14 protein-coding genes and 4 pseudogenes are annotated in these 21,683 nt (G+C 69.7%); 8 read left to right on the forward strand and 10 right to left on the reverse strand.

What is annotated here, in order from left to right; translation table 11 throughout:
* Positions 1-13: 13 nt before the first annotated feature.
* On the reverse strand, positions 14-757 hold the full coding sequence (locus OG953_RS31915; protein ID WP_405688688.1) for an enoyl-CoA hydratase family protein: 744 nt from the start codon (positions 755-757) through the stop codon (positions 14-16).
* Positions 758-843: 86 nt separating this feature from the next.
* On the opposite strand from OG953_RS31915, the gene OG953_RS31920 reads away from it, so the two are divergent.
* Positions 844-1,833, forward strand: coding sequence for an SDR family oxidoreductase (locus tag OG953_RS31920; RefSeq protein ID WP_405688690.1), 990 nt, complete (start codon positions 844-846; stop codon positions 1,831-1,833).
* A gap of 59 nt (positions 1,834-1,892) precedes the next feature.
* Here OG953_RS31920 and OG953_RS31925 read toward each other — a convergent pair whose 3' ends face one another.
* A complete protein-coding gene (locus OG953_RS31925) occupies positions 1,893-2,831 on the reverse strand; it encodes a hypothetical protein (protein ID WP_405688691.1) in 939 nt (312 codons plus the stop codon).
* 237 nt (positions 2,832-3,068) lie between these two features.
* Between OG953_RS31925 and OG953_RS31930 the strand changes: the two genes are divergently transcribed.
* Positions 3,069-3,845 (forward strand): S1 family peptidase, encoded by a 777-nt coding sequence (locus OG953_RS31930; protein WP_405688693.1) that lies wholly within the window; start codon positions 3,069-3,071, stop codon positions 3,843-3,845.
* Positions 3,846-3,867: 22 nt separating this feature from the next.
* Here OG953_RS31930 and OG953_RS31935 read toward each other — a convergent pair whose 3' ends face one another.
* On the reverse strand, positions 3,868-5,682 hold the full coding sequence (locus OG953_RS31935; protein ID WP_405688695.1) for a glycoside hydrolase family 35 protein: 1,815 nt from the start codon (positions 5,680-5,682) through the stop codon (positions 3,868-3,870).
* A gap of 235 nt (positions 5,683-5,917) precedes the next feature.
* Between OG953_RS31935 and OG953_RS31940 the strand changes: the two genes are divergently transcribed.
* The gene (locus tag OG953_RS31940; RefSeq protein ID WP_405688697.1) at positions 5,918-6,811 is read left to right on the forward strand and encodes a helix-turn-helix domain-containing protein; all 894 of its coding nucleotides are present in this window, start codon (positions 5,918-5,920) and stop codon (positions 6,809-6,811) included.
* On the opposite strand, the pseudogene OG953_RS31945 reads toward OG953_RS31940, so the two are convergent.
* A pseudogene (locus OG953_RS31945) lies at positions 6,795-8,291 on the reverse strand (IS200/IS605 family accessory protein TnpB-related protein). The gene OG953_RS31940 and the pseudogene OG953_RS31945 sit on opposite strands and share 17 nt — an antisense overlap.
* Positions 8,292-8,500: 209 nt before the next feature.
* Here OG953_RS31945 and OG953_RS31950 point away from each other — a divergent pair.
* Positions 8,501-8,839: a chorismate mutase gene (locus OG953_RS31950; RefSeq protein WP_405688698.1), complete on the forward strand. Its 339-nt coding sequence runs from the start codon at positions 8,501-8,503 to the stop codon at positions 8,837-8,839.
* Positions 8,840-9,195: 356 nt separating this feature from the next.
* Here the strand turns inward: OG953_RS31950 and OG953_RS31955 are convergent, their stop codons facing one another.
* The 4 genes and pseudogenes from OG953_RS31955 to OG953_RS31970 all read right to left on the reverse strand — a co-directional run.
* A complete protein-coding gene (locus OG953_RS31955; RefSeq protein WP_405688700.1) occupies positions 9,196-9,846 on the reverse strand; it encodes a hypothetical protein in 651 nt (216 codons plus the stop codon).
* 243 nt (positions 9,847-10,089) lie between these two features.
* Positions 10,090-10,218: a TetR-like C-terminal domain-containing protein gene (locus OG953_RS31960; protein ID WP_405692175.1), complete on the reverse strand. Its 129-nt coding sequence runs from the start codon at positions 10,216-10,218 to the stop codon at positions 10,090-10,092.
* Between the two features lie 167 nt (positions 10,219-10,385).
* On the reverse strand, positions 10,386-11,723 hold the full coding sequence (locus OG953_RS31965; protein ID WP_405688702.1) for a hypothetical protein: 1,338 nt from the start codon (positions 11,721-11,723) through the stop codon (positions 10,386-10,388).
* Positions 11,724-11,895: 172 nt separating this feature from the next.
* Positions 11,896-12,889 (reverse strand): annotated as a pseudogene (locus OG953_RS31970) (MFS transporter); the annotation flags it as partial.
* A gap of 1 nt (position 12,890) precedes the next feature.
* On the opposite strand from OG953_RS31970, the pseudogene OG953_RS31975 reads away from it, so the two are divergent.
* Positions 12,891-13,373 (forward strand): annotated as a pseudogene (locus OG953_RS31975) (3-phenylpropionate dioxygenase); the annotation flags it as partial.
* 92 nt (positions 13,374-13,465) lie between these two features.
* Here OG953_RS31975 and OG953_RS31980 read toward each other — a convergent pair.
* A pseudogene (locus OG953_RS31980) lies at positions 13,466-14,004 on the reverse strand (MarR family winged helix-turn-helix transcriptional regulator).
* Positions 14,005-14,157: 153 nt separating this feature from the next.
* Between OG953_RS31980 and pepN the strand changes: the two are divergent.
* The 3 genes from pepN (at position 14,158) to OG953_RS31995 (ending at position 19,704) form a co-directional block, all read left to right on the forward strand.
* The gene (pepN, locus tag OG953_RS31985) at positions 14,158-16,662 is read left to right on the forward strand and encodes an aminopeptidase N (protein ID WP_405688704.1); all 2,505 of its coding nucleotides are present in this window, start codon (positions 14,158-14,160) and stop codon (positions 16,660-16,662) included.
* 229 nt (positions 16,663-16,891) lie between these two features.
* Entirely contained in the window at positions 16,892-18,289 is a 1,398-nt protein-coding gene (locus tag OG953_RS31990) for a pyridoxal phosphate-dependent decarboxylase family protein (protein WP_405692177.1), read from the forward strand.
* A complete protein-coding gene (locus OG953_RS31995; protein WP_405688706.1) occupies positions 18,286-19,704 on the forward strand; it encodes a lysine N(6)-hydroxylase/L-ornithine N(5)-oxygenase family protein in 1,419 nt (472 codons plus the stop codon). Before OG953_RS31990 ends, OG953_RS31995 begins: the two co-directional genes overlap by 4 nt.
* Positions 19,705-19,781: 77 nt before the next feature.
* Here OG953_RS31995 and OG953_RS32000 read toward each other — a convergent pair whose 3' ends face one another.
* Positions 19,782-21,593 carry a bifunctional metallophosphatase/5'-nucleotidase gene (locus OG953_RS32000; RefSeq protein ID WP_405688708.1) on the reverse strand — a complete coding sequence of 604 codons (1,812 nt, stop codon included), beginning with the start codon at positions 21,591-21,593 and terminating at the stop codon, positions 19,782-19,784.
* Positions 21,594-21,683 lie beyond the last annotated feature (90 nt).

Genomic DNA, 21,683 nt, shown 5'->3' on the forward strand with positions numbered 1-21,683 from the left:
ATTCCGGTCACGGTCATGCCTCCTTGCCGAAGGTGTCGCGGACGCGGTCGGCGACACCACTGAGATTGGCCTCGAAGGTGAAGCCCTGCTCGAAGCGGTAGCTGCGGCGTACGTCCACCGGGTCGATGCCGTTGATCGCGGCCTTGGCCAGCCGGATCAGATACCCGTCCTTACGGGCGATCTCGCCCGCCAACTCAATTGCTGCATCAAGGAGTTCATCGCGCGGTACAACCTTCCAGACCGAGCCGTGGGAGTGCAGTTCCGCGGCGGTGGCGGTGCGCGAGGTGTAGTACAACGCGCGCATCAGGTGCTGCGGCACGAGCCGGGCGAGATGGGTTGCGGCGCCGAGCGCGCCCCGGTCCAGCTCGGGCAGGCCGAATGTCGCATCGTCGCTCGCCACGATCGCGTCCGCGTTGCCGACGAGGCCGACGCCGCCACCGAGGCAGAAGCCGTTCACCGCGGCGACGACCGGGACCTCGCACTCGTACACGGCCGAAAACGCTTCGTAGCAGCCACGGTTGGCGCCGATCAGGGCGGCGTGACCGGTGTCGCGCTGCATCTCCTTGATGTCGACGCCCGCGTTGAATCCACGCCCGGCGGCGGCCAGCACGACACAGCGGACCTCGGGATCGCGGCCCGCGGCACGGAGTGCGTCGGCGAGGTCGTACCAGCCCTGTACGGGGAGCGCGTTGACGGGCGGATGGTCGACCGTGACGAGGCAGATGCCCTTGCCGGGACTTGCGGTGGAGACACCCATGGGCGAATCAGCTACCTTTCCACCAAACATTTGTTAGGTGTGGAAGGTAGCAGCCTGCCCCCGCATCGCCAACAAGGAGATGTGTGATGACCGCAAGCAGCGACGGACGGGACAGGGGAAGCGAAAGGGGAGACGTCGGGGGAAACGACGGTGGGCTGTGCGACGGGCGCGTCGTGATCGTGACGGGTGCCGGGCGCGGGCTCGGCCGCGCCCACGCGCTCGCCTTCGCCGCCGAGGGGGCAAAGGTCGTGGTCAACGATCTCGGTGTCGGCCCGAACGGCGACGGGGGCTCGGCCGGTCCGGCCCGGCAGGTAGTCGACGAGATCGTGGCGGCGGGCGGCGAAGCGGTCGCCCACGGGGGCGACATCGCCACGACGGAGGGGGCGGCGTCGCTGGTCACTGCCGCGCTGGAGACCTTCGGGCGGCTGGACACGCTGGTCAACAACGCCGGATTCCTGCGCGACCGGATGCTGGCGAATCTGGACGAGGACGACTGGGACGCGGTGATGCGGGTCCACCTGAAGGGCCACTTCCTGCCACTGAAGCATGCCGCCGCGCACTGGCGGGCCGAGGCGAAGGCGGGCCGCACGCCGGTGGCCCGGGTGGTCAACACAAGCTCCGGTGCGGGGCTGCTCGGGAGCGTCGGACAGGGCAATTACTCCGCCGCGAAGGCGGGCATCGTGGGCCTGACGCTTGTCGCGGCCGCGGAGATGGGGCGATACGGGGTCCAGGTCAACGCGATCGCCCCGGCGGCACGGACTCGGATGACCGAGCAGACGTTCGCGGAGACGATGGCGGCGCCGGGGGAGGGGGAGTTCGACGCGATGGCCCCCGAGAACGTGTCCCCGCTGGTGGTGTGGCTCGGCTCGGCCGCGAGCGACGGGGTGACCGGGCGGGTCTTCGAGGCGGAGGCCGGCCGGATCACGGTCATGGAGGGCTGGCGACCCGGTCCCACCGCGGACCGGGGTGCGCGGTGGGCACCGGCGGAGGCGGGGGAAGCGGCACGGAAGCTGCTGTCGGAGGCGGAGCCGGCGCAGCCGGTGTACGGGGCGAAATCCAGCCGCCGGCGAGGCTGACTATTCATCCTCTCCGGCGTTCGAGGTGAGGGGGTTCGGGAGCGGAGCCCCCGGTTGCGTCAGGTGTTGCAGTCCAGGACCGTCCGGCACAACCCGCACCGGGCCCGGACCCGGCCGCGTACCGGAACGCGGATGCGCTGGTGGCAGGTGGGGCAGGCGAAGGAGACCCGGAGTCCTTGCGGGCCGTTCTCGAAGGTGTATGGGGCGTCGGGGCCCGCGGCCGCCCCCGCACCCGGATGGTCCTGGGCGTATCGCCGGTCCTTGGCATAGCGGTGCCGGCCCGCCCAGCCCGCCGCCACCAGGGGTGGCTGCCGGGTGTCATGGAGGGCCTGGGCGCGCCCCTTCGTGTACGCCGTGTACGCCTGCGGACTCGTGAACCACGGGGAGGGATCCTCGTCGAAGGCGAACGCCCGCTTGGCGAGGACGTATCCGAACTCCTCCGGGGTGAGATAGCCGAGCTTCTGGCTGGAGACGGCGTCCTCGCGGAAGGCGTCCAGCAGCAGCCAGCCCGCGCCCAGATACGTCGTCGCGGTGTCGGTGAGGATCTCGTTGTCGCGCGTACCGGGGAACTCCAGGTCGAGACGGTGCAGCAGCACATGCATGACCTCGTGCGAGAGCGCGGCGCCGATGTCCCTGCGATGGGTGCGGAAGCGGTCGTTGAGTTCGATGAAGTACTCGGGCCCCGCGGCGAGTTCGACACCGGCGGCGTGTTCCATCGCCCGGAATCCGACGATCATGCGGGCGTCCGGCAGGTGCAGATGCTGGACCATGGCCCGAGCCACCCGCTGGGCGCCGAGGTACAGATCGTCCTGGTCGGAGAAGGCGGCGTCCGCGGGGGCGAGGCTCGTGGCGTAGCCGCGGACACCGTCGTACGACAACCTCCGGTACAGCGCCGTGATCGCGGACCGGACGGTGTCGAGATGAGGGAAGCCGTGGACGACCGGACTTCCGCCGCCCCGGCCGTGGTCCTGGCTGTTGTCCCGGCTGCTGTCCGTCACGTCCCCGCCCCCATCCGCGACGATCGACCGGCCTCCACTGTAGCCGCAGCGACGTGAGTGATCTTGGCCGAAAAGTGAACCTTGTGGGGCCCGTGATCACTTCCGATAATCCGAATCATGTCCTTGTCGGGGGCATGACCAACGGGGCTCTGCTGCCCGTGGCCAGGACCCCGGGCGAGGGCACGTACCCCCACGTACAGCCCCCCACAAGAACCCCCCATGAAAGAAGGCAGTCCGTTGAAGCAGCTTCTGCGTGCCGTGAAGAGATGCTCCGTCATAGCCGCCGTGGTCCTCGCGGCCGTCAGCCTCCAGCCCGCCGGCGCGTCCGCGGCCCCCACCCCGGTCGTCGGCGGAACCCGCGCCGCCCAGGGTGAATTCCCGTTCATGGTCCGGCTGTCGATGGGCTGTGGCGGCGCTCTCTACGCCAAGGACATCGTCCTCACCGCCGCGCATTGTGTGGACGGTTCGGGCAACAACACCTCCATCACCGCCACCGCGGGCGTCGTCGACCTCCAGTCGTCCAGCGCGATCAAGGTCAAGTCCACCAAGGTCCTCCAGGCCCCCGGCTACAACGGCATGGGCAAGGACTGGGCGCTGATCAAGCTTGCCAAGCCCATCGACCTGCCCACCCTGAAGATCGCCACCAACACCACGTACAACAACGGCACCTTCACCATCGCAGGCTGGGGCGCCGCCACCGAGGGCGGAAGCCAGCAGCGGTATCTGCTGAAGGCCACCGTGCCGTTCGTCTCCGACGCCGACTGCCAGGGCGCATACGGCAGCGACCTCGTCCCCGGTGACGAGATCTGTGCCGGCCTGATCGACACGGGCGGCGTGGACACCTGCCAGGGCGACTCCGGCGGCCCCATGTTCCGCAAGGACAACGCCGGAGCCTGGATCCAGGTGGGCATCGTCAGCTGGGGCCAGGGCTGCGCCGAGCCCGGCTACCCGGGTGTGTACAGCGAGGTCTCGACGTTCGCCGCCACCATCGCCTCCGCGGCGGCCGCACTCTGACGCCTCGGCCGGCCCCACCGCATCAGCTTTGAGCACCCCCGGGTGTGCCCGTCCGGACGGGCACACCCGGACCCAACTCCACCCATGGATCGCCGGCGCCCTCCACCTCCAGAACCCACACCTCGTTGACGCCCTCCCGTAGCACCGGACCCGGCACGTACAGCGTCCGCTGCGGACCCGCCGACCAGTACCGGCCCAGACAGAAACCGTTCACCCACACGAACCCGCGCGTCCAGCCAGGCAGTTCGAGCCCCGCGTGATCCGGAAGACCCGCGAGCCCCGACTCCGCCGACTCGAACGAACCCCGGTACAGCCCGGCACGGCCCCTCTCGACGACCCCCCCGAAAGGCACCACGTCCACCGCACCCGGCTCCTCGAAAGCGGCCAGCCGCAGCCCCCGCGCCCGCACCCCGTGCAGATACTGCCGCTCGTGCCGGACGCCGCCCGTGATGCCCTTCGGCTCACCCAGCCGCGGCCCGTAATTGACCCGGCCCAGCGACTCCACCCACAGCTCGACCTCCGCGGGCCCGGCCACCGGCTCGTCGAGAGTGGCGCTCTCGCCGCTCAGCACACCTTGCCGGACGCCGTTCACATACACCACCGCACGGTCCCGGAGCCCGGACACACCCAGCGCGTACGGGCGTCGCAAACCCGGAACGGTGACCTCGTACCGCACCAGGCCCCGGTCCACGCCCAGCTCCTCGAACGTCGGCGGAACGCCGGACTCCGCCCGTTCCGGGTCGCCCAGCACCTCCAGGGCCACCGACAGGGGCGCCCACTCGGTCAGCTCTGCCCGCACCGGCGCCGGGGACCCGACCGGCTCCGGCGGCAGCTCCGGAAGCGGACCGTCCGCAAACTCCGCCAGGACCTTCCGGAACAGCCAGAACTTCTCCGTCGGCCGCCCGTACTCGTCGATCGGCGCATCGTAGTCGTACGACGTCACCGTCGGCTGAAGATCCTGGTCCTGCACCGGACCCGAGCGGTTCGACCCCGCCCAGCCCGCAAAATTCGTCCCCCCGTGCGCCATGTAGACATTCACCGACGCCCCGCACTCCAGAATCTCCCGCAGGGCCTCCGCGGCCTCCGCCGGATCCCGTACCGCCGGCGCAGCACCCCAGTGCTCGAACCACCCGCACCAGAACTCCATGCACATCAGCGGCCCCTTCGGCTGATGGCGGCGCAGCACCTCGAACGCCTCCCGCGCACCCGACCCGAAGTTCACCGTGGCGAGCAGCCCCGGCACGGAACCGCCGGTGAGCATGTGGTCCTCCGGCCCGTCGGAGGTGAACAGCGGCACGGTCACCCCGCGCTCCCGCAGCATCCCGGCCACCCGCTGCAGATAGACCCGATCGGTGCCGTAGCTCCCGTACTCGTTCTCCGCCTGAACCATGATCACCGGGCCGCCGCGTCCGATCTGCCGCTGCACCACCTGCGGCAGCAGCGCCGTGAACCACCGCTCCACGGCACCCAGATACTCCTCGTCACGGGTCCGCACCCGTCGCCCGAACCGCCCCGTCACCCAGGCCGGCAGACCACCGTTCTCCCACTCGGCGCAGATGTACGGTCCCGGGCGGACGATCGCCCACAGCCCCGCACGCTGCGCCGCGTCCAGGAACCGGCCCAGCGCCGCCACGTCCAGGAAGCGGCCGGGCTCCGGCTCATGGAGATTCCACGGCACATATGTCTCGACACAGTTGAGACCCATGGCGCGCAGCATCGACAGCCGGTGGTCCCACTGCGCCTCGTGGACCCGGAAATAGTGCAGGGCCCCCGACAGCAGCCGTACGGGCTTCCCGTCGAGCCGGAAGTGGTCGTCCCCCACGGTGAAGTCAGCCATCGTGCTCGTACTCTCCTGTGCGTGCGGTCCCCCGGGGCCGCGCCGCCCAGGGGTCGCACGAGCGGGCGAACCCGGGAGGAATGTTGCAACCAACCTTCGCCCCCTGGCGTGCGGCCGGTCCATGGACAAAGATCACTGCTGTTTGGACACAATTGTTCGGACGCGAACTGTTCGGGCCAACGCCAAAGAAACTGTCGGACCCACGCCAAAGAAGAGGGGGGAGGAAGGAAGGCCGATGTACCACACCTGGATGCGCTTCTTCACTCCCAGCCCGCTCCACCACCGGCTGGGCCTCGTCTGCCTGGGCGTGGGGCTGCAGCACGGCGCCCTGCCGACGGTCGGCCCGCGCACCCTGGACCACCATGTGGCCGTCGTCATCAACTCCGGCAGCGGCTGGTTCATCGGAGCCGACGGCCGCCGGGTGCCCGTCATCGCACCCAGCCTGATCTGGCTGACCCCCGGCACCCCGCACCACTACGGCGCCGATCCCGGCACCGGCTGGGACGAGAGCTTCGTCGACTTCACCGGCCCCGCCACCGCCACGTACACCGAGCTCGGCTACATCGAGCCGGACCGCCCGCTCGTCCCGCTCGCCGACACGGCGGGCCCCCGCGCCGCGGTGGGGCGGATGGTGCGCGCGGCACGGCGCGGCAACCCGTTGCTGGAGGTCGAGACCGGCGCCGCCGTGCACGAACTCCTCGTCGCCCTGCGCCGGGCCCGCGCCGATGTCGGCCCCGACGGCGACCCGGTCCTGCAGGCCCTCGCCCGCGATGCCTTCCAGCCGCTCTCCGTCGCCGAGCACGCGGCCCGGCACGGAATGACACCCGCCGAACTGCGCACGGCGGTACGGCGGGGCGCGGGCTGCAGCCCGAAGGACTACCTCCTCGGCATCCGGCTCGGCCGCGCCAAGGAGCTCCTCGCCGCCACCGACCTGCCGGTCGCCGCGGTTGCCCGACGCGTCGGCTACGACGACCCGGCTTACTTCTCCCGCCTCTTCGCCCGCCGGGTCGGCACCGCCCCGGTCCGGTTCCGCGATCAGCAGGGCCGCAGCGTCCCGGGCGGCTGGAGCGACCAGGTCCCGGACCCGGAACACCCACCGACGATCACCGTTCCTAACCAGTGCACGTGAGTGAGTCCTGGACCCACTGCTGCGTTCTGGGCGCATCCCGAACGGTGTTGGATGCGCTGGTTCCCCGCTTTCGCTTCCCACTCGGCGCTGGCCCTCCAGGGGGCCGGTCCGTTGCGGGTGGGCGGGTTCCCTCACGCCCTCGGGGGCCTGGTGGGGCCTGGGCGGTCCGATGCCCCGCACGATCACTCCGGTCGTGTGGGGGCGGTGCCGTCCTTCCCCAAGCTCTCAACTCCGTTCGAGCAGGGGTTACCCCATCCCGGATCGGGTGTCCGAGGGCGCGTCGTCCGATCGCGATGCCGGCGGCGTCGTGACGGGACATCTTTCGCTTGGGGGTGGCCAGTGGTTTCTGCCAGTGCTGGGCACCCCACATCGAGGTGTAGGCGGGGTCGACCGCGACAATGCTCAGGCCCTGTTCGGCGGCCATGGAGACCAGCCGGGCCTTGAGTTTGCCGGTCGGGATGCCGGAGATCAGCTGCCGGAACCGCTTTTTGCGGCCATGTTTCTTGCGGGTCTTCTCCGCGGTGAAGTCGAGGTCTTCGATGCCGATCGCGGCGACCCCGACGTGCTTGGCCCAGTTGATCAGGCGGGTCAGGGCGTGGCGGATCTGTGCGTCGCGGTGAGCGGTGGTGCCTGAGAGGTCGTAGCCGAAGCGGCGCGGGTTGCCGATGGGGTTACCGTGTGGGTCGAGGTGGTAGGCGGCGAAGTGGTCGGCGTTGGTGTGCGCAAACGCCACGGTCGAGGTGAGGGTGTACCGGCCGTGCTTGGCGTTGGCCAGGTGCGCGAGCGGGGCAGGCAGTTTGATGCTCACCTCGCCGTCCGGGGTGACGCGGATCGTTTCGTTCCCGAACCGCTTCCCCGACTCGCCGTCGGCGGGATGAACCAGTGCTCGCCTCCCACCGCTCCCGCCACTGCTCCTCGGTGAGCCGGGCCTGGGCGAGGTGGTGGCGGGTGTTGAGGAGGCGTCTGCCGCCCCGCACGACCCGGACACGTCCGGCCTGCCGGTCACGGACCGCGGCATCGTGCCGGGCTTCCAGTGCCGCGAGGCGGCGGGACTTGTGGAACCACTCACCCTTGGAGCGGTAGCCACCGGCCGCCCGCTTCGTTCCCCTCGCGTCGATGGGGAGGGACAGGCGGTGCCGCAGCGTCCCGATCCCGGCCTCCAGATTCCGGATGTGCGCCGCCTGACAACGGCGCGCCAGCGCCCACTGATCATGGGTGGCCTTGGTGATCGCCCCGCGATCCGCGACGACGACAGCGGCGTCAGGTCCCGCTTTCGCGATGCCCAGATGTCCGCGCCGTGCTCCAGACCATCCGCACAGCGAGCCCTGAGATCACGCGAAGCCAGACGACCCTGATGCCCACCGACCAGGCGGAGCACGTTCTCGTCCTGGGGCGTGAGGTGCTTCAGACGGTCCCGGACCGCCACCCCGCAAGGCCCCGGCACCACGATGGACCCGGCTAACTCCCGCAAACCACCCACAACATCACCCCCTCCCACCAGGCCAAGCACCTGCCACCCAGCCCAACGAGCAGCAGCCGTCAAGGTCACTCATTCGGCCCCAGAACCCCCGTTCCCACCCCCGCACGCCCACCGGCAGGACCTACTCCCGCTCACCACAACTCACTTCAACGCAGCAAACCGGCAGCAGCTCGCAACCCCCTGGGCCCGGCCGTCTAAGCTCGCTGACCATGACCTCGAGGGACATTGACGAGTCCGTGAGCACGGAACTGAACCGGCTGCGCGAGAGCATCGACAACATTGACGCCGCTGTTGTCCATATGCTCGCCGAGCGCTTCAAGTGCACCCAGCAGGTCGGCCACCTCAAGGCCGCCCACCAGCTCTCTCCGGCCGACCCGGCCCGCGAGAGCCGGCAGATCGCCCGGCTGAGGCAGCTGGCGGAGAGTGCGCATCTGGATCCGGCCTTCGCGGAGAAGCTGCTGAACTTCATCGTGGCGGAGGTCATCCGCCACCATGAACGGATCGCGGAGGAGTCGGCGGCGAACGGGGAAACCGGCGCCGGGTCGTGAACGGGGCCGGGGGTTGATCCCTGCGGGCCGACAGTCGAGGCTGTGACCACCGGGGGCGCTCCCGGTGGTCGGGGGGACGGCGCGCATGAGTCTGCTTTCGCAGGGTGTCGCCGCCGCGACCGGACGGGAACTGCCGCCCGCCTGGGTGAGGGCCCCCTCTGCCTCCTCCTGATCGGCGTCGGCGTGTTCGTCGCGGCGGACTTCCGGGGCATTCAGCGGCGGTGGCGCGAGTGGATGGGCGGCAGCGCGGAGCGGCGGTTCTTCCGTTCCTTCGCCCACCAGAGACTGATCGGGATCGGCTTGGCGGCCTCGGGAGTGGGGGGACTGGCGGTAATCGCTCTCCACTTCTTGTTTTCTCAATGAGCTGAGGGCGGTTCGCCCGCCCGGTGCGACGGATACGGGCCGGACCGTCCGATTGAGCGTCTGCGCCTCGACCACGCCACCCAGGCACTCACCAGCAGACCGAGTCCCGTGGCCAGAACGACGAGCCCGGCCGAGGCCGACTCGTTGACATGGTCGCCGTTGCCCTCCGGTGTGGGCAGGCCGGCGGCAGCGTAGTGCGGGAGGACCAGTAGTCCCGCTGCCACCAGGGCGGGCACCGCCCAGCCGACGCTTGCGCGGCGCGAGGACCGGGCGGACACCAGAGCACCCACTGTCAGAAGCACCGCGCAGCCCAGCGCCGGCAGCACCGTGTAGGTCAGCCATTCGGACAGCAGCGGCCGCCAGTACCACTCCGATTCGGGCCTCGGCCCGTCGAAGTAGTACAGGGTCCGCGGCTGCGGCGCACCCATGAAGTCCCGGACCGACCCGGGCACCACCCCGCCCAGCAGCCCGCCGCCGAAGACCAGCCCCGCGAAACGCGCTGCCCCGCCGTCCTCCCTCCGGCAGGCCGCCCGGCCGACCCGGAGGCTCAGCACGGCACACCAGCCGGCCAGCAGCCCCAGGAACACGCCCTTGACCGCGCCGTAACCGATCGGAGTCCAGACGTTCCAGGGATAGTTCTCCATGTGTGCGGCGCGCCAGCTCCCCGCGAGACACCAGGCAGCCGCACCCGCCGCCACTCCCCATGGCACGACCCCCACGGCCCGCCGCCGTGCGACGTCCGCGCCCGCCCCCGTAGCCCCACGCACCGCTTCGGACACTGCCTGCCCCATACGGTCCATATGCCCCGATACTCCCGCCGAGCTCGGCTGTCGTTGATGATGCGGCTCTGTCATGCGTTTGGTCAGAGGTCTCTCATCATGGCCTGATCAGCGAGGTGCGTGCAGGCCTGTGATCATCATGTGGATCAGCAGGTCGTAGCTCTCGTCCAGCTTCTCCGGGAGCCCGAACGTGCCCTCGGCCTCCGGAACTGCGAAGCCGTGGACGGCCGCGCGCAGGCAGCGGGCTCAATGTAATTAGCCGAGCTGTGTCAACCCTTCCGGATTCCGCGCGCACCCAGCCTTCCTCGTTTGTGTCCGCAGAGGCCGTGTCCGGTGAGCTCGTGTCGCCATCGGCGCTTAAAAGCCCATTACCGGGAGGCACCGTCGACGGAACGGAGGTCTGCCTACTTCCCCACCCGCTCGGCGCACGCCGACCGGATCTCGTCCAGCAGCTCTGGGTAGTGCTCGCCGTACGTGTTCAGCGCATGCCACACCGCATCCAGTGCCGCCCTGAGCGGGGCGGGCTCGGCGGCAGCGAGCACGGCGGGGAGTGCGAAGTGCGGCTGTGAGATCTGTTCGGGGGCGCGCGGCGTGCCGGTGGCGTGCACCACCACGGCGACGTCGTGCCCCATGTTTGCGGGCGGTGTTGGCCTCCCGTCGCCGGACACCGCCGGTACGAGCGCGCCCAGTGCCCGGCCGAGGCCCGGCCGCCTCGGCCCGTCGTCTCCCGACTCCGCGGCCGGGACCCACGTCCACCCGGCCGCCGCCGGAGGCATCGGTGGGCGGTATGGCGGTCGCTCGGGAGGTATCGCCTCAAGTACCGACCTCCCCGGTACGCGGGGATCAGAGCGCAGGGTCTCCCACATCCGGGCCGCGTCGTCGAACGGCGGCGGCAGCGGACGTCTCTCCGCCAACTCGGTGAGCGCCTGGGCGACCCACAACACATCGGTCAGGCCCGCCGCCTCGCAGGCCCGCCGCGCGGCCAGCAATGCCACTGCACGCTGGACCTCGGGGCCCGCGGCATCGAGGGCGTGCACCAGGTCACTGTCGAAGCGGAGCAGACCGAGGACGTTGCTCTCGCGGGCACCGCGCAGCCCCTCGCTCGGCAGCCGTCCGCCCCACTCCCACCCCTCGTAGTGCAGTCGCCGCTCCTCAGCGGCCTGTTCCTCCGCCTGGCGAGCCAGGCGTTCAGCCTCGGCGCGCTGCTCGGGCGTAGGTGCGGGCGGAAGTTCGCGCGCGTAGCGGTGCCAGTACGCGGCGTTCTGCGAGGTCTGGCGGATCACACGGTCCGGGCGGGGCGACGCGGGCCAGAACTGGAGGAGGTAACTGTCTGCCTGTGGCTCCCCGGTCACTCTGGTGTCGAGTTCCTGTCCCTCGTCCATCCCCCGGGCGCAGTACCGTACCCGGTAGTCGGTCCGGGTGAGATCCAGGTCCCACGCGGCCTCGCCCGCCCACTGCACCAAACTGGTGCGTTCCGACATCGGTCGGAAGGACACCTCCACCACGTCCTCCCAAACCGGGTCCAGCGGAGGGGCCTCGTCGTGGACTTCCACGATGAAGCCGACGCTGCCCGTGTGCAGTCCGGTGACCAGCCAGAGCACACCCGGGACCGCGGCTCCGCACAACCCCCCGCTCTGGCCTGCGAACGCCTCGGAGAGGTCCGGGTTCGCGCTGTCCGGATCGCTCTCGACGTAGATCTGACCGTAGTGAACGTGCACCTCGCCTGTGACCGGCCTGCGCACAGCAACCCCCTTGTCGAGGACGGCCTCGGGAGCCCCTGTCGGGCACGCCGTCACATGCCCCGCATCATGCCGCAGGCCACTGACAACAGAGCCGACGACGCCGCGAGGCCGGCGGATGGGCCGGGGGTCAATGGGTGGCCGGGACGGGGCGGCCTTGTGGCTGTCTCGGTGCAAGGCGGTTGACCGCGCCGCCCACGCTGCAGCCGAGGGCGCGCATCCTCGTCGGGTACAGCTCCGGTGTGTATCGGGTACAGCTCCGGTGTGTACAGGTAGAGGCAGATGTTGGCGCCGAAGAAGCCGACCGCCGACAGGGAGGTCCAGATCAGGACCTGGGTGGGCGTGTGGGCTCCCAGCGCGGCGAGGGTGAGCAGGAGTGCCGCCGCGCCGCCCAGGAAGATCGCGATGATCTTGCGGCGTCCCAGGACGTCCACGGTGAGGGCAACCACGAGGCAGCCGAGCAGGCCCGCGACCGAGGTGACGGTGGAGTACAGCAGGGCGTCGGAGAGGGTGAGGCCGTACTCGTCCTTGTAGATGCTGGGCAGCCACGACGTGATGCCGTAATTCACGAAGTAACCGGTGAACCAGATCGCGCCGACGACGACCGTGCGGCGGCGGTAGCGGCCGGTGAACAGGCCGCGCAGCCCTGAAGGGGCGGGATTCGTCGACATCGAGGGGGCCGGAACAGTCGCAGGGGCGCCAAGGGGCGGCAACGGTTCGCCCGTCGCCGCCGATACCTTCGCCTCGATCCCGGCCATCACCGTCTCTGCTTCCGCCGGCCGGCCCCGGTCCGCCAGCCAGCGCGGTGACTCGGGGACCTTGCGCTGGACGAGGAAGGCGAGCAGCCCGGGCACGGCGGCGATCGCGAACATCACGCGCCAGCCGGCCGCCGGAACCACCCAGGCCGCGGCCAGGGCGCCGATCGTCAGGCCGGCCGGGAAGACCAGTTCGTACAGCAGGACGAAGCGGCCACGCTTGAAGCTCCGGGTGATCTCGCTGATGAATGCCGCCGCCACCGGCACCTCGCCGCCGATCGCCAGACCCTGCACGAAGCGCAGTGCCAGGAATGGGGTCGGTGAGGTGCACGCGGTGAGGGCCAGGCTGACCGCGCCCGAGGCAGCCACGCAGTACGCGATCACCCTGACCCGGCCGAACCGGTCGGCCAGACGGCACCGCGACTCGCACAGCATGTCCGAGGGGCAGACCACCGCCCGCTTCCGCATCCGGGAGACCGAACGCGGCTTCTTCTTCGAGAAGACCGACCAGAGCGGCGTCAACTTCGACTGGGTCGAGCTCTGCCGCACCGGCGTCGACTGGGTCGACCTCACCATCCCGTACCCGCCCACCGCGGGCCCAGGAGGCCCGTTCGGCATCGTGGGCATGGCCATCCCCATCGACGAGGAGCGCTGCGCCGTCTTCTTCTGGCGCTACCGACGGGTGACCGACTGGCAGCGCGACACCTGGCGGTTCCTGTACAAGACCGTGCTGGAGAACCGGCACTGGGAGGTTCTCGAACAGGACCGCGTCATGCTGGAGGAGCTCCGTACCGATGCCGACCAGGCGGAGAATCTGTATCAGCACGACCTGGGTGTGGTCCGCGAACGCCGCATGTACCGCACGGAGGCGGAAGCGCAGGCCGACGCGACGGGCTGAACCCGGGACACCTCGACCGCCGGACGGGCAGAACAGACGTCCTCCATCGCCGGACAGGCTCGATATCCCGCCCGTCCGGCGACCAGGGACGACTACGCGTCCTCCTCCACCGCCAGCACCGACCGCTCCAGCTTCTCCAGCAGCCGGGCCAGCTGCCGGCACTCCGCGGGAGTCAGCCCCGCCAGCATCCGCCGCTCGTTGTCCAAGTGCTCCGCGAACAACTCGTCGATCGTCGACAGACCCTCGTCCGTGAGCCGCGAGTGCACCACCCGACGGTCCTGAGGATCACGCTCCCGCAGGATCAGCCCGTCCTTCTCCAGACGGTCGATCCGCAGCGTGACCCCCGCCGAACTGATCAAACCGGAATCGGCCAGCTCTCACCCGCCGTACGACGGAACGGCGCCCCCGCCCTGCGCAGCGCCGTCAGCACATCGAACCCGGCCATCGACAGGCCCTTGCGCTCCACCGGCCGGGAGATCGCCACGCTGTACCGCAGGAAAGCCCGGTGCAGCCGGCCGAACACCTCCAACGAAGCCGTATCCAGATCCGGCCGCTCCCGCCGCCAGTCCTCGACGATCGACGCCACCGCGTCCTGCCGCGTCGCGGAAGCGGAAGCCGCGTTCTTCGCCATTCCGGGCACTCCTCCGTAAAGGAAAACAATGGGTAAGAATCTCAGCCCTGAAAGGCCCACCGATCCTTCCCGCCCAGCCTTCCCACCGAGCCTTCGATCAGCCCTGGGAGAACCCGCCTGCGCCCCGCCCGAGCCGTACGGCAGCATGGGTGCATGTCCGTACTGACGCGCGACGAAGCGCAGACCCGAGCCCAGTTCCTCGACGTACACCGGTACACGATCGACCTCGATCTGACCGGAGGGGAGGAGACCTTCGACTCCCGCACCGTCATCCAGTTCACCGCAGCCGCGGCCGGAGACACCTTCGTCGAGCTCAAGCCGGCCACCCTGCGCTCGATCAGCCTCGACGGACAGCCCCTCGACCCCGCCGACCTCACCGAGAACCGCTTCCCGCTCACCGCACTCACCGCCGGCGCACACGAACTCCGCATCGACGCCGCCATGCGCTACTCCCGCACCGGCGAAGGCATGCACCGCTTCACCGACCCGACCGACGGCGAAACGTACGTCTACACCCAGCTGTTCATGGAGGACGTCCAGCGCGTCTTCGCCGCGTTCGACCAGCCCGACCTCAAATCCGTCTTCGAGCTCACCGTCACCGCCCCCGAAGGCTGGACCGTCCTCGGCAACGGCATCGCCGAGCACCGCGGCGACGGCCGGTGGACCCTGGCGGCCACCCCGCTGATCTCCACCTACCTCGTCGCCGTCGCCGCAGGCCCCTGGCACTCCGTGACCACCGAACACGCCGGACTGCCCTTCGGCATCCACTGCCGCCGCTCACTGGCCCCGTACCTCGACGCGGACGCCGACGAGATCCTCGACATCACCCGCGCCTGCTTCGACCGCTTCCACGAGAAGTTCGACGAGCCCTACCCCTTCGACTCCTACGACCAGGCATTCGTCCCCGAGTTCAACGCGGGCGCCATGGAGAACCCCGGACTCGTCACCTTCCGCGACGAGTTCATCTACCGCTCCGCCGTCACCGACACCGAACGCCAGACCCGCGGCATGGTCATCGCCCACGAGATGGCCCACATGTGGTTCGGCGACCTCGTCACCCTCGCCTGGTGGGACGACATCTGGCTCAACGAGTCCTTCGCCGAGTACATGGGCTACCAGACCCTCGCCGAGGCCACCCGCTTCACGGACACCTGGGTCGACTTCGGCGTCGCCCGCAAGGGCTGGGGATACGACGCCGACCAGCGCCCCTCCACCCACCCCGTCGCCCCCGACCCGGCAGCCGTCCCCGACACCGCGTCCGCCATGCTCAACTTCGACGGCATCTCCTACGCCAAGGGCGCATCCGCCCTGCGTCAACTCGTCGCCTGGCTCGGCGAGAAGGACTTCCTGGCCGGCATCAACACCCACTTCGCCCGCCACAAGTTCGCCAACGCCACCCTCGCCGACTTCATCGACAACCTCGCATCGGCCACCGACCGCGACGTCCACGCCTGGGCCGACGCCTGGCTGCGCACCACCGGAGTCGACACCCTCAGCCCCCGGGTCGAGGAGTCCGGCGGCATGTGGTCCCTCACCGTCGACCACGACGGCAGCCGCCCCCACCGCATCGCCGTCGGCGCATACGACCACGCCCCGGACGCCCACCTCGGCCCCGACCGCCTCGTCCTGCGCGACCGGTTCGAGATCGACGTCCCCCGGAACGACACGGTCAAGGCGCTCTCCGGCCGACGCCCCGCCCTCGTCGTCCTCAACGACGGCGACCTCAGCTACGCCAAAATCCGCCTCGACGCCAAGTCCTGGGACACCGTCGTACGCGACCTGTCCGGCATCCCCGACGCGCTGACCCGCGCCGTCGTCTGGAACACCGCCCGCGACATGGTCCGCGACGGCGAACTCGCCCCCACCACCTACCTCGAAGCGGCCCGCGCACACCTCCCGCACGAGACCGACCTCGCCCTCGCCCAGGGCGTACTCGCCTTCGCCGACACCCAGATCGCCGGCCGCTACCTCGCCCCCGAGAACCGCCCCGCCGCCCTCGCCACCCTCACCGCTCTGTGCCGCGACCTCATCCGCCGCACCGAGGACGGCCACAACCCCGGCCTGCGCCTCGTCGCCGTACGCCACCTCATCGACGCCGCCACCCAGCCCGACACCATCCAGGACTGGCTCACCAACGGCACCGTCCCCGGCGGACCCGAACTCGACCCCGAACTGCGCTGGCGCATCCTCACCCGCCTCGCCGTCCTCGGCGCCACCGACGAAACCGCCATCGCCGCCGAACTCGAACAGGACCCCAGCGCCACCGGACAGGAAGGCGCCGCCCGCTGCCGGGCCGCCCTCCCCACCCCCGAGGCCAAGGCCGCCGCCTGGCACGCCCTGTTCAACGACGACAGCCTCTCCAACTACCTCTTCACCGCCACCGCCCAGGGCTTCTGGCAGCCCGAACAGGCCGACCTCGTAAGGGACTACGTGCCCCGCTACTACCCCGAGGCGACCCGACTCGCCGCCCGCCGCGGCCCCGCCATCGCCGAAGCCGCCGGCCGCTGCGCCTTCCCCGCGTACGCCGTCGACGCCGACAGCCTCCACCTCGGCGAACAGGCCCTGAACGACAAGGACCTCATCCCGGCCCTGCGCCGCAAGCTCATCGACCAGATCGACGACCTGCGCCGCGCCCTCGCCGTACGCGACACCCACTGACCGTCAGGGTCGGCACCACCCGTGCCCGGCGCCACTCCCACCACACAGGGAGGCGCCGGGCACACCCATATCCGACGCCACACCCATATCACCGAAACCCCCGACAACACCCCTCCACCCAACCCGCATCCCCCTTTCGAGTTCAGATCACCGAGCTCCGCGGCGGCGCCCCCGAAAACCCGGACAAGCTGGCATGTCCACCCATGCGCACCCGAAGGGCCCCGCCACCATGCCCACCCCGCCCCTCGCCGGCTCGACCACCGGCCCCGCCGCCCTGCGCCCCCTCATCGACACCGTCCTCACCGCACTGCACGACGGCGCCCACCGCCGCGACGGCCCCCTCCCCGCAGGCGGACCCGACGCCGTCACCCCCCGCATGCGCACCGCCACCCACCCCGTCATCCCCGACCACGGCACCGACCCCCACGACGCACTGCACACCCTCGTCAGCGCCCTCGCCGAAGGCGCCGCAGACCCCGCCGACCCACTCTGCGCAGCCCACCTCCACACCCCGCCCCTCGCCCTCGCCACCGCCGCAGACCTCGCCGCCAGCGCCCTCAACCCCTCCATGGACTCCTGGGACCAGGCCCCAGCAGCCTCCGCCCTCGAAGCCGACATCACCGCCGCACTCGCCACCGAGATCTACCCCCACCAGCCCTCACCCGACGCACTCGTCACCACCGGCGGCACCGAAGCCAACCAACTCGCCCTGCTCCTCGCCCGCGAACGCAACGGCCCCGTACAGACCATCTGCGCCGCCAACGCCCACCACAGCATCACCCGCGCCGCCTGGCTCCTCGGCCTTCCCGCACCCGTCGTCATCCCCGCCCCCACAGGCGTCATGGACCTCGCCGCACTCGACGAAGCCCTCACCGAACTCCACCGCCCCCTGCTCGTCACCGCCACCGCAGGCACCACCGACACCGGCCAGATCGACCCCCTCGCCGACATCGCCGACCTCTGCACCACCCACGGCGCCGAACTCCACATCGACGCCGCCTACGGCGGACCCCTCCTCTTCAGCCCCACCCACCGAGGCAAGGTCCACGGCCTCGACCGCGCCCACAGCGTCACCCTCGACCTGCACAAACTCGGCTGGCAACCCGCATCCGCAGGCATCCTCGCCGTCCCCGACCGCACCCACCTCGACGTACTCCACCACCGCGCCTCCTACCTCAACGCCGACGACGACACCGAAGCCGGCCTCCCCGACCTCCTCGGCCGCTCCCTGCGCACCACCCGCCGCCCCGACGCCCTCAAGATCGCCGTCACCCTCAAGGCCCTCGGCCGCACCGGACTCGCCGACCTCATCGACCACACCGTCGCCGCCGCCCACCACCTCGCCGACCTCATCGCCAAAACCCCCACCCTCGACCTCTACGACCGCCCCACCATCAGCACCGTCCTCTTCCGCCCCACCGACGCCGACGACAACACCGTCGCCACCATCCGCCGCACCCTCCTCACCCGGGGCCACGCCGTACTCGGCCGCGCCCACACAGACAACCGCCTCTGGCTCAAAGCCACCCTCCTCAACCCCCACACCACTCCCGACGACCTCCGCACACTCCTCGACCTCGTCAACCACCTCGCCAACGACCTCGCGGAAGGCAACACCCCCCGATGACCGCCCTGCCCACCCCCGAGACCGACCAGCCACACGACCTCGTCGGCATCGGCATCGGCCCCTTCAACCTCTCCCTCGCCGCACTCGCCCACGGCATCCCGGGCAACCCCCACCCCCTCACCGCCGCCTTCTACGAACAGCGCCCCGCCTTCCACTGGCACCCCGGCCTCCTCATCGACGGAGCCAGCCTCCAAGTCCCCTTCCTCGCCGACCTCGTCACCCTCGCCGACCCCGCAAGCCCCTGGACCTTCCTCAACTACCTACGCAGCCGCGACCGGCTCTTCCCCTTCTACTTCGCCGAGCGCTTCCACATCCAGCGCGCCGAATACGACGCCTACTGCCGCTGGGTCAGCGACCAGCTCCCCGGCCTCCACTTCAGCCACCAGGTCGACGCCGTCCGCTGGAACAACGAACGGCGCCTCTTCGAAGTCGACTTCACCCAACTCGACACCGACGGCGAAGCCGAAGCACTCGGCCGCGCACACACCCGCCACATCGCCCTCGGAATCGGCACCGAGCCCCACATCCCCGACCCCCTCAAACCCCTCACCGAAGCCGAATCCGTCCCCGTCATCCACTCCGCCGACTACCTCCACCACCGCGAAACACTCCTCGCCGCCGAACACATCACCGTCATCGGATCCGGACAGTCCGGCGCCGAAATCTTCCTCGACCTCCTGCGCTCCCGCCCCGCAGGCCGCGAAAAGCTCCACTGGCTCGCCCGCACCCAGGCCTTCGCACCCATGGAGTACTCCAAACTCGGCCTGGAACACTTCACCCCCGACTACAGCCGCTACTTCCACGCCCTGCCCGAATCCGTACGCGACGAGCTCGTCCCCCACCAATGGCAGCTCCACAAGGGCATCGACGCCGACACCATCGCCGCCATCCACGACGAGCTCTACCGCCGCACCCTCCACGGCGGCTGGCCCGACGCCACCCTCACCCCCGGAGTCTCCGTACACACCGCAGGACGCATCGCCAACACCCGCATCGAACTCCACCTCGAACACACCCAGCAGAACACCCGATCCACCCTCACCACCGACGCCGTCGTCCTCGCCACCGGCTACCGCGAACGCTCCCTCGACCGCATCCTCACCGGCCTCGACCCCTACATGCGCCGCGACGCCTCCGCACGCCCCCGCATCGACGACCGGTTCCGCCTCGTCCTCGACCCCACCGTCACCGGCAACGTCTACGTACAGAACGCCGAACGCCACACCCACGGCGTCGGCGCCCCCGACCTCGGACTCGCCGCCTGGCGCAGCGCCACCATCCTCAACAACCTCACCGGCACCAACGCCTACCCCCTCCCGGAACGCACCGCCTTCACCACCTTCGGCCTCACCCCCCAGACCCCAACCATCCCCACCCAGAACCCCGACCGCATCCCCCTCGTCCAAGGCAACTGACACCCGCCCCCACACACAGACAGAAAGCGGCCGCCCCCTCCGGAAGGAGAGGACGGCCGCCGACCGGGGGCGACCACCTAGAACACCGGCGTACCGTCCCGCGTCAGACGCCAGTCCACCGAAGCGAACTGCGCACCGTCCACCGAACCCTTCGCCTGCACCCAGGCGATGATCGTGTTACGGATCTCCTCCGAGTTCGCCCACAACTGCTTGGCACCCGGCACATGCGGGAAATTGCCACCGCCGCTCGCCCGGTAGTTGTTCACCGCCAGCACGAACTGCGCCGCCGGATCGATCGGCTTGCCCTCGAACGACAGATTCACGATCCGCGAACCACTCGGCTTCGCAATGTCGATCTCATACGTCAGACCCGACACCGAGTCATAGTTGTAGTCCGGAGTATTGTCCGCGTTCGTCAGCTTCGCCGTGTCCACCGGAGCGCCGACCGCCGTCTGCACGTAGTAACGGGCCGAGAACTCCAGATAATCCTTGATCTGCGCACCGGTCAACAGCCGCGCCTCAAGAGTGTTCTCGAACGGGTACAGACCCGCCGCGTCCTTGATCGTCACATTCCCGGCCGGGATCTGCGCCGTACGCGAGAAACAGGACGCCTGCGAAAGAACGGGAAGCGCCGCGTACTCACCACCCGCCAGCGCCGCCTTCACCGTCTCCGCCTGGACGACATTGATCAGATCGATGATCGGCTCGTCCTTCCACGCCGCCTCCGCCGTCGTCATCGCCGCCGTGGACGTGCCAATGACCTGATTGACGTACGCCACGACCTTCCTGTGCTCGTCCATGAGCAGCTTCGTGATCTCCGGGTCCTCTTCCACGGTGTTGGAGTTCAACACCTGCGAACCCGCCCTCTCCACCACCCAGCGGCCCTTCTCCCACACCAGATCGAAGTCGAACAGCGTCAGCCGCTGCCCCCACTTCAACGGCTCGGAGAGCACCACCTTCTTGCCGGTCTGCTTGTTCTCCACGAAGTACTCGGGGATCTCCAGATGCGCATGCCCGACCAGAATCGCGTCGATACCCGGAACCTGCTCGGCCACCAGACCCGCCGCGTTCTCGACATACGGGATCTGATCACCCCACGACGACGTACCACTGTGGCCCGAGTGCGCCGAGACGATCACGACATCCGCACCCATGGAACGCAGCCGCGGCACGAACTTCGCCGCCTGCTCCTCCAGACCGGGAAACACCATCTTCCCGCTGACATTCGCCTTGTCCCAGATGGCGATGCCCGGGTTGGTCAGACCCAGGATCGCGACCTTCACATCCGGACCGTGCGGAGTACGCATCCTCTTGATGACGTACGGGGCGAACGCCGGCCGCAACGTCTTCGCGTCCAGCGCGTTCGCACCCAGCAGCGGGAAGTCGCACTGCTCCTCGAACTTCCGCAACACCGGGATGCCGTAGTTGAACTCGTGATTACCGAGCGCCGCGGCGTCATAGCCGATCGCGTTCATCGCCTGCGCCATCGGGTGCACCGGGCCGCGCTTCGCCGTGATCGGATCGACCTTGGCGTAGTAGTACGACAACTGGGTGCCCTGGATCGTGTCACCCGCATCGATCATCAGGGTGTTGTGACGGCCCTTCTCCCGGCGCACCTGGTCCACCAGCGTGGAGATCTTCGCCAGACCGACATCGTTGTGGGCCTTGTCGTCGAACTCCTTGTCCGTGAAGTAGTCCCAGTTGAACACGTTCCCGTGCAGATCGGTGGTGCCCATCACGGTGAACGAGTACCGCTTCGGCGGACGCCCGTGGCCGTGCCCATCGCCATGACCGTGGGCCGCGGCAGGAACGGCGGAACCACCAGCGATCGCCACACCGGCACCGGCGGCCGCCGATGTGCCCAGGAACGTCCTACGGTTCAGCGGCATTTCGTCTCCCACATCTCAGTTCTCGTACAGCTCAGTTCTTGTACAGCTCAGCTCGCGCAGTGCACAACGCGCGTAGATAATGACCCAGGA

Source organism: Streptomyces sp. NBC_00057 (genome assembly GCF_045041165.1).
Classification (GTDB): Bacteria; Actinomycetota; Actinomycetes; order Streptomycetales; family Streptomycetaceae; genus Streptomyces.

What these genes read in the sequence shown, in the direction of transcription:
- OG953_RS31915 (WP_405688688.1), bottom strand. Translation starts at nt 757, where the DNA reads ATGGGTGTCTCCACCGCAAGTCCCGGCAAGGGCATCTGCCTCGTCACG.
- OG953_RS31920 (WP_405688690.1), top strand. Translation starts at nt 844, where the DNA reads ATGACCGCAAGCAGCGACGGACGGGACAGGGGAAGCGAAAGGGGAGAC.
- OG953_RS31935 (WP_405688695.1), bottom strand. Translation starts at nt 5,682, where the DNA reads ATGGCTGACTTCACCGTGGGGGACGACCACTTCCGGCTCGACGGGAAG.
- OG953_RS31940 (WP_405688697.1), top strand. Translation starts at nt 5,918, where the DNA reads ATGTACCACACCTGGATGCGCTTCTTCACTCCCAGCCCGCTCCACCAC.
- OG953_RS31950 (WP_405688698.1), top strand. Translation starts at nt 8,501, where the DNA reads ATGACCTCGAGGGACATTGACGAGTCCGTGAGCACGGAACTGAACCGG.
- OG953_RS31955 (WP_405688700.1), bottom strand. Translation starts at nt 9,846, where the DNA reads ATGGAGAACTATCCCTGGAACGTCTGGACTCCGATCGGTTACGGCGCG.
- pepN (WP_405688704.1), top strand. Translation starts at nt 14,158, where the DNA reads ATGTCCGTACTGACGCGCGACGAAGCGCAGACCCGAGCCCAGTTCCTC.
- OG953_RS31990 (WP_405692177.1), top strand. Translation starts at nt 16,892, where the DNA reads ATGCCCACCCCGCCCCTCGCCGGCTCGACCACCGGCCCCGCCGCCCTG.
- OG953_RS31995 (WP_405688706.1), top strand. Translation starts at nt 18,286, where the DNA reads ATGACCGCCCTGCCCACCCCCGAGACCGACCAGCCACACGACCTCGTC.
- OG953_RS32000 (WP_405688708.1), bottom strand. Translation starts at nt 21,593, where the DNA reads ATGCCGCTGAACCGTAGGACGTTCCTGGGCACATCGGCGGCCGCCGGT.